Origin of the sequence: Sporosarcina contaminans, from assembly GCF_042679045.1 — a bacterium.
Classification (GTDB): Bacteria; Bacillota; Bacilli; order Bacillales_A; family Planococcaceae; genus Sporosarcina; species Sporosarcina contaminans.
Genome location: NZ_JBHTLT010000090.1, coordinates 1 through 7,602, shown reverse-complemented (window position 1 = coordinate 7,602; position 7,602 = coordinate 1). Strand labels below are relative to the sequence as shown.

8 protein-coding genes and 1 riboswitch are annotated in these 7,602 nt (G+C 41.6%); of the genes, 4 read left to right on the top strand and 4 right to left on the bottom strand.

All coding sequences use genetic code 11. From position 1 onward, the window contains the following. Positions 1-69: 69 nt before the first annotated feature. Positions 70-720, bottom strand: coding sequence for a glycerol-3-phosphate acyltransferase (locus ACFQ38_RS11935; RefSeq protein ID WP_381481088.1), 651 nt, complete (start codon positions 718-720; stop codon positions 70-72). A 220-nt stretch (positions 721-940) separates the two neighbouring features. Between ACFQ38_RS11935 and ACFQ38_RS11930 the strand changes: the two genes are divergently transcribed. Continuing rightward, a complete protein-coding gene (locus ACFQ38_RS11930; protein ID WP_381481086.1) occupies positions 941-1,141 on the top strand; it encodes a protein rep in 201 nt (66 codons plus the stop codon). A gap of 614 nt (positions 1,142-1,755) precedes the next feature. Here the strand turns inward: ACFQ38_RS11930 and ACFQ38_RS11925 are convergent. Beyond that, complete coding sequence (locus tag ACFQ38_RS11925; RefSeq protein ID WP_336825128.1) at positions 1,756-1,986, bottom strand: DUF2187 family protein; 231 nt, start codon at positions 1,984-1,986, stop codon at positions 1,756-1,758. A gap of 255 nt (positions 1,987-2,241) precedes the next feature. Then, positions 2,242-2,357: riboswitch (SAM riboswitch) on the top strand. A gap of 134 nt (positions 2,358-2,491) precedes the next feature. Between ACFQ38_RS11925 and ACFQ38_RS11920 the strand changes: the two genes are divergently transcribed. Both ACFQ38_RS11920 and ACFQ38_RS11915 read left to right on the top strand, forming a co-directional pair. Beyond that, positions 2,492-3,793: an O-acetylhomoserine aminocarboxypropyltransferase/cysteine synthase family protein gene (locus tag ACFQ38_RS11920; RefSeq protein WP_381481084.1), complete on the top strand. Its 1,302-nt coding sequence runs from the start codon at positions 2,492-2,494 to the stop codon at positions 3,791-3,793. Positions 3,794-3,916: 123 nt separating this feature from the next. Further along, positions 3,917-4,903: a homoserine dehydrogenase gene (locus ACFQ38_RS11915; protein WP_336825126.1), complete on the top strand. Its 987-nt coding sequence runs from the start codon at positions 3,917-3,919 to the stop codon at positions 4,901-4,903. Positions 4,904-4,960: 57 nt separating this feature from the next. Here ACFQ38_RS11915 and ACFQ38_RS11910 read toward each other — a convergent pair whose 3' ends face one another. After that, complete coding sequence (locus tag ACFQ38_RS11910) at positions 4,961-6,448, bottom strand: glycine betaine uptake BCCT transporter (RefSeq protein WP_336825125.1); 1,488 nt, start codon at positions 6,446-6,448, stop codon at positions 4,961-4,963. Positions 6,449-6,773: 325 nt separating this feature from the next. Further along, complete coding sequence (locus ACFQ38_RS11905; protein ID WP_336825124.1) at positions 6,774-7,004, bottom strand: excisionase family DNA-binding protein; 231 nt, start codon at positions 7,002-7,004, stop codon at positions 6,774-6,776. Positions 7,005-7,107: 103 nt separating this feature from the next. On the opposite strand from ACFQ38_RS11905, the gene ACFQ38_RS11900 reads away from it, so the two are divergent. After that, positions 7,108-7,476: a DUF2512 family protein gene (locus ACFQ38_RS11900; RefSeq protein WP_336825123.1), complete on the top strand. Its 369-nt coding sequence runs from the start codon at positions 7,108-7,110 to the stop codon at positions 7,474-7,476. Positions 7,477-7,602 lie beyond the last annotated feature (126 nt).

The window sequence follows — 7,602 nt, the reverse complement described above, 5'->3', positions numbered from 1 at the left end:
GAACGGAAAGCGACGGTTGTCAGGGGTTCCCCATTTATTCTCCAACCAGAAAGGGACTATCACAGAAAATCAGTTTTCACTGACTTTCTGGACAGCCCCTTTCTTTTTGAATGAAGCTTTAATACGCGGTTCTGTCCCTGTATGAATGCGTTTAAAGTTTTCCAAGTGTTTATAGATCGCCATGCAGAGAAGAGCGACAGCAATAATAATCGGCCAGTGCCCATTAAGATAGATTGCCAAAACGAATAAAGTGATATAAAGCATAAAAACACCGATGACAAGAATGTCGGTCAATAGCGCAACGGCAATGAACAACAAAAGCCCCGCAATGCCAAATCGCCAGTCGATGGCGAATAGCACTCCAATGACGGTAGCTGTTCCTTTACCCCCACTAAACTTCATATAGAACGGAAAATTATGGCCAAATACGACAGCAGCGCCAACTAAAAAATAGAGGAGAGCACTTTGCTCATCATTGAAAGTTAAGTGTGCTGTCAGTAGCTTCACAACAACGACAGCAGCAATTCCTTTGCCGATATCAATCAATGCGACTAATGCGCCAAAACGTTTTCCCAACACAATCATCGCATTTGATGCACCTGCATTTTTTACGCCTGTTTCCTTCAAATTAACCCCGGAAATCCATTGGGCGACAACAGACCCATGCAAGCAACCTACTAGATATCCAAAGATTGAAATAATCGTTATCCATATAAGCATGTCAATTCCCCCAGACTGATGTGTTTTCATCATACGCTGGCGGATGGGGAAGGTTCAATATGTTTTAAGGTAAATATATTGAATATGTTTATTTTCAACGAAACTACAATCGTTTATTTGAAAAAAAGTCGATGGTAGGAGAGGCTTTTCTATGCAGCAAATGATTTCGGATTAAAATGCAATTTTTGAGGTATCTAAATATCCGGAAAAAGATACAGACGTGATCCGAGGGAATAAGATCACGGCGGAAAATATTCAGACGATCAAGGATTTGGACAAGGCATTGGCTTATAAGAGGCGGATTTCTTATGGTGGTTTGTTGAAGGAAATACATAAGGAGTTGCAGTTTGGAGATGTTGAGGACGGAGATTTGATTTACATTGATGAGGATTCGGATGAGGTGGCAAAATGGGGCTGTTGATGTGATGGCATGGAGGTTTAAGGAATTATGTTATTAGAGAAGGTAAAAACATATGAGAGTAGCTGTCTTTTCTGACGAGCTACTCTCTTTTTTTATTTTCCGGAACTTAAATTTAGTTCATTAATTTCTTTTTGAAATCTTTTTTCAGCGTCTTGTTTTATTTGTTCATGTTTCATTTGAATGTCATTTTGTTCATTTACAGAGATACTCTTATTTTCCTTTGGCCATTTTAGTCGAACCTGACTTGAATCATAACTTGTTAAAATTGCAGGAATAAGATAAAAAGACCAAGAGTGAAACTTGTTGCAGAGAAAAATTATGGAAACCCTCAACGGCAAATGCCTGACTGGAGCGATAGCGGAAGAAATTTAAGGAGTTCACAATTTCACTGCACCTGAACCCTCTTGGCTCAAAGGAATAAATGGATTCGCCATTGGATAAGTTTTAGCTTGTTGATAAACGCTCGCATACTAAGTTGCTTTTCTGCAAGCGTTTTTCAAGCCGAGCTGTAGATTCCTTCTCTATTACTGAAAATAAAAAGACTGTAGATAAAGTGAAAAGGTACTTTGTCTACAGTCTGGAGGCATCTCTACATGAGATGCCTCTTCGTATAATTAATCTACTGTGTAGTTCTTATGGGAAACAACGGTTAAATTGGAAGCTACGCCAATTCGGTCGGCGTCATCTTCTGAAATCTTTACAATGACCGAGTTCTCGAGTATTTTATGAATCGTTCCATTTACTCTATGGTCATTGCGGACGAAGGAAATCTCTTCGTCGATATGACGCGCAGCGACAAAATCTGAAACAGGTTTTTCCTTACGTGAAAAAGTCAATCGAATCACTCCTACCGTTCATTCTCATCATCTTTCAAAATGAAAAAATGCTTAGGCCTGTCCTAAGCAATCAAAAGCATGATGGAAAACAACTGGTTGTAACCGATCTCTATCAAGTTGTCTATTGATAGTATACCATAAATTGTCGAACTTCGCTGAAAGTAGAATTGCAACATAAGTTTCAGAAAAATAATAAGAATCTCTTGACTTTTAAAATTGGTCCTCCTATACTGTACAACAAGATGAAAAACTGAATCACCCATACTCTTATCAAGAGCGGCGGAGGGACTAGGCCCTGCGATGCCCGGCAACCAGCAAGTGACGAACTTGCAAAGGTGCTACTTCCTACAGATTCGTGCAAACGGTCTGAAAGATAAGGGGAGGAATAAGCGAAAGCGTAACCCTCTTCTTAGCGAAAGGGGTTATTTTTTTATTCCAAAAACCCCCAACGCCTCCGCATTGCACATTATTTGTTGCATTTTCATCTTACACTAATACTTTGGAGGTAATACACATGACTGCAAACAACTCTCTTCAACCGGAAACACTTCTTCTACATGGCGGCCAAAAGCCAGATCCAATCACAGGATCAAGAGCCGTACCAATCCATCGGACGACTTCGTTCGTTTTCCGCGACACTGAACATGCACAAAACTTATTTGGCCTGCAAGAAGCGGGCAATATTTACACTCGAATCACGAATCCGACTGTAGCGGTATTTGAAGAACGCATTGCGCTACTTGAAGGAGGTACAGCTGCGGTCGCACTATCTTCTGGCATGGCGGCAATCGCGTTTTCGATTTTAAACATTGCGGGCGCTGGCGATGAAATCGTAGCGGCAAGCAATCTATACGGTGGAACATATAATTTATTCGCAGTGACGCTGCCGCGCTATGGCATCAATGTGAAGTTCGTCGACGCTACGAATCCTGAAAACTTTAAAGCCGCAATTACAGATAAGACAAAGGCTTTATTTGCTGAAACAATCGGAAATCCAAGCTTACACGTTTTAGATATCGAAGCGGTGGCGGAGATTGCTCATGCGCATGATATACCGTTGCTCATTGATAATACTTTTGCTTCACCTTATGGCTGCAATCCGATTGAATTCGGGGCCGATGTAGTGATCCATTCCGCCACAAAATGGATTGGCGGTCACGGCACGACAATTGGCGGCATCGTAGTCGATGCGGGCAAATTTGATTGGACGAAAGGTAAATTCCCTTTGTTTACAGAGCCGGACGAAACATATCATGGTCTTCGCTATGGCGTCGACACGGCGACAGCTGCATTTGCCACGAAGCTTCGCGTCCAATTATTGCGTGATTTTGGTCCTTGCTTGGACCCAGATAGCGCGTTCAATTTCCTCCAAGGTTTGGAGACACTTCATCTCCGAGTAGTGAGACATAATGAAAATGCTCAGAAAGTTGCCGCTTTCCTACAGTCCCATCCATCTGTTGAGTGGGTAACTTACACAGGTTTGGAAGACCACCCTTCACATGAGCATGCTAAGAAGTATTTGAAAAACGGCTTCGGTTCCATTATTGTTTTCGGCATTAAAGGTGGACGTGAAGCGGGGCGTAAGGTAATTGACAATATCGAGATTTGGTCGCATGTCGCCAACGTCGGTGATGCCAAGTCATTGATCATTCACCCTGCATCCACTACACATCAGCAATTGTCTGCTGAAGACTTGGAAAACTCCGGTGTAACCGAAGAGCTGATTCGCTTGTCTGTCGGTCTCGAGTCGCCTGAAGATATCATTGCAGACTTGCAACAAGCGATTGAAAAAGCAGCGCCGGTTACAGTTCAATAGGTTCATAAGTAGTTGCAGGGGACATTCCAATGCTTCGCTTATGATGCAATAGCATCTTGTTTAGAATTGCAACATAGTGAACTAAAGTAAATGCCCCTGCGCTTTTGAAAGGAGGTGGATGGAATGCCGTCATTCAAAGCAGCGATCTTAGGTTTTGGCACTGTCGGTGAAGGTGTGTATAGAATTTTACAAGAGAAGCGTGAAGAAATAAGAGAAAATACAGGTTTCACGGTTGATGTCGTCACCATCCTTGTGAAAGATAAGACGAAAAAACGCAAGCCGATTAGTGGTGTGAAAATTACCGATAATATTCGAGATATCTTAGACGATCCGGAAATAGACGTTGTGTTCGAAGCAATTGTCGGGGAAGAGCCTGCTTACACATATTTATCAGATGCGATAGAAAAAGGCTGCCATATTATAACGGCCAATAAAAAAATGTTTGCTAAACACGGTCCAGCTCTATTGAAACATGCAGAGTTCCGTAATGTGCAAGTTGGTTTTGAAGCGACAACGGCAGGCGGTGTCCCGGTCATTCGGACGGTTAGCAATCTATTGGCCGGTGACCGCATAAAACGGATTCAAGGAATCTTAAATGGTACTTCGAATTTCATTTTGACGAAAATGCGTGAAGAGGGATCGCCATTTAAAAAAGCGCTATTGGATGCTCAGAAAAACGGCTTTGCGGAAGCGGATCCATCCGATGATGTGGACGGCACAGATGCATTCCGTAAGCTGATGATCCTAAGCTCTCTATCTTTCGGTCAACAACCAGATTGGGAAGACGTCCCGGTGGTAGGGATCGAGCATATTCAACCAATTGATGTGATAGATGCTTCAAAAGGCGATCTTCGATATCGTCACGTTGCAGATATATGGATAGATGACAACGACAAGCTGTTAGGTACGGTAGGACCTGTCTTAATTGGAGCGAATCATCCGCTTTTCAGTATAGACGGTGTCGACAATGCAATCATTATAGAAACAGAATATCTTGGACAGCTGACTTTAGTCGGTCCTGGCGCCGGCATGTATCCTACAGGCAGCGCAATGGTTGCTGATTTGCTTCATATCATTCGCCAGCAAGAAGTGGTGATGGTGACAAATTAATCAAAAGGAGGAGGGGATAGTACCCCGTCCTCCTTTTTACATGAGTTCAATTGTCTCTTATGCTTTTTTCTTTGGCCTTTCGCCTTGCAATGCTTTGATCAAAGAAATGATCATGAGCAACATGATGAAAGAGAATGGCAAAGCAGCAATAATGATCGTATTTTGCAATGCTGTTAGTCCATTCACAGACAGCAAGATGACTGCAATGGCTGATTGGATGACACCCCATGTGATTTTTACGCTATTTGATGGTGTCAATGAACCATACGTTGACTGCATGCCTAATACAAATGTCGCCGAGTCTGCGGATGTTATGAAAAAGCATGCAATTAACAGAACTGCGAAAAGAGAAACGATAAATGATATTGGCATTGTATGGAACATCTCAAAGATCGTCAATTCGGTAGATGCTTTTGCTAAGTCCGCAAGTCCTTCTTTTTGAGCGTTAATGGCAGTCGTTCCGAATGCGGAAAACCAGATGGCACTTAAAAGAGTTGGTGCTAACATGACAACGGCCATAAATTCCCGAATTGTTCTGCCCTTCGAAACGCGAGCAATGAACATACTGACGAATGGCGCCCATGAAATCCACCAAGCCCAATAGAAAATCGTCCACGTATCCATCCACTCGCGATGCGAAGCATTTAAAGGAGCTGTACGGAAACTCATTGATACTAAATTGGATAGATAGCCGCCAAGAGAGTCAGTAAAAATATTAAAAATGAGCAATGTTGGACCAAGGATCAAGACAAACCCTAATAATGCAAGCGCGAGTATTAAGTTTGCGTTTGATAAATATTTGATTCCTTTACTGAGCCCCGACCATGCAGACATGATGAACAGAACAGTCACAACAGCGATGATAATCAGTTGTGTAGTGAAGCCAATTGTAAAGCCGAAAAGATAATTCAGCCCTGCGTTAATTTGAACAGCACCGAAGCCGAGAGAAGTGGCAACGCCAAAAGCTGTTGCAAAAACGGCAAGTACATCGATGAGGACGCCCCAAGGCCCCTTCATTTTTTTACCGAAAATCGGCTTCAATGTTGCTGAAATTAACCCCGGTTCTCCTTTACGGAATTGGAAATACGCAAGCGACAAAGCGACAATACCGTACATGGCCCATACATGAAAGCCCCAATGGAAAAAGGAATACCGCATCGCTTCTTTAAAAGCGGCATCTGTATTAGGTTCTTCTGTTGCGGGATTGATCGCGTAGTGAGATAGCGGTTCAGCAGCCCCATAAAAGACTAGACCAATTCCCATTCCGGCAGAAAAGAGCATGGCAATCCAAGTAATCGTTGAAAACGACGGACGGTCAGAATCTTTTCCTAAACGAATCTTGCCGTATGGGCTGAAAATGAAGAAAATGCTCAATACAAGCAAGAAAGATAGCAGAAGCATATAATACCATCCGAATGTGGATGAGACGAATGATTTGATGGCTGTTGTGACGGTTTCAAAGCGATCTGAATCGGCAACCCCAAATCCGACCGCCAATATAATCAGGCCGATTGTTATATAAAATACATTTGATATTTTTCGCATGTTTCCCCCTATGAAAAATGGATTTTTGAAACGACTATCTACTATACCAATCATGCAGCGGGAAAGCAAAAGGAGTAATCGTGCAATAACGAATACAATAATGTGCTTTATTTTTTTATAAAGCGTGAATAAACTGCTTCATGAAAGTGTTCAAAGGTCTTACAGTTAGGATCTATTTATTGGGAATCTATGTCGAATTGAATAAAAAAATTGTGTCTTTTTGCCTACGGGATATTATTGCTTTCAGTTTACCCGCAAAGGCTTTTTTTAATCCTACTTGTTGTCCACAATATTATCTTTATTTTAGGGAATTACGCCAATTGATTCAGTCTTCATCTTTAATATCCCGATCAGGCGGGAGCGGTTCATTTAAATATTCTTCCATTTGTTTTTTTAACGTTTCGAGTTGTTTAAAATAAGTATCGAATTGGCTTCGATTGATGACAAATTGCTCGCCGTCATGCACTGATCGGATACGACCTTCCCACACATATTTTCTCACCTGTTCTACAGGCATTCCTAAATATTCTGCTGTTTCTTCAATTGTCATATACATACCAAAAACCTCCTGTAATCCTTTTCATTATAATCGACTATTGGCATTGTACATAGAACTGAAGTTTTAGGGCACTGTAAGTATAAAAATGGAGGAGAACAACATGAACGAAGATGCTCATGTAGATCATGGGAAAGCAATTTTGATGAAAGCAGTCTTAACATTTGCTGTTCTTTGGATTGTATTAACTGCATTTTATGGCGTCGCTTTTTGGCATACAACTATAATAGGGATCGCCTTATTAATCATTTCTTATATAGGTGATATGATGATTATGCCGAGAATCGGCAATATGGCCGCGACGATCGGCGACCTATTATTAGGCTTTGTAGTGCTTTGGGCAGGTTTGCACCTGTTTGGGTATACAAATTCATTAGGAGAAGCGTTCCTAACGGGGGCGATTCTTGCTGTTGGAGAATACTTTCTTCATTCTTGGCTATTGCGGACACAATTCGGCAATACGTATGTATAAGAAAAACCTGTCAATTCCTTTAGGGAACTGACCTAAGAAAATGAGACAAATAAAAACACCTTTCGTTGAAAATAGGGTATTGAACCTTATGAAATCAATTCGGAGGTGTTTTTTTAATGGCGACTA

Bases quoted from the DNA above. Each gene is read 5' to 3' on its own strand.
- ACFQ38_RS11935 (WP_381481088.1), bottom strand. From the start codon at position 720: ATGCTTATATGGATAACGATTATTTCAATCTTTGGATATCTAGTAGGT.
- ACFQ38_RS11920 (WP_381481084.1), top strand. From the start codon at position 2,492: ATGACTGCAAACAACTCTCTTCAACCGGAAACACTTCTTCTACATGGC.
- ACFQ38_RS11915 (WP_336825126.1), top strand. From the start codon at position 3,917: ATGCCGTCATTCAAAGCAGCGATCTTAGGTTTTGGCACTGTCGGTGAA.
- ACFQ38_RS11910 (WP_336825125.1), bottom strand. From the start codon at position 6,448: ATGCGAAAAATATCAAATGTATTTTATATAACAATCGGCCTGATTATA.
- ACFQ38_RS11905 (WP_336825124.1), bottom strand. From the start codon at position 7,004: ATGTATATGACAATTGAAGAAACAGCAGAATATTTAGGAATGCCTGTA.
- ACFQ38_RS11900 (WP_336825123.1), top strand. From the start codon at position 7,108: ATGAACGAAGATGCTCATGTAGATCATGGGAAAGCAATTTTGATGAAA.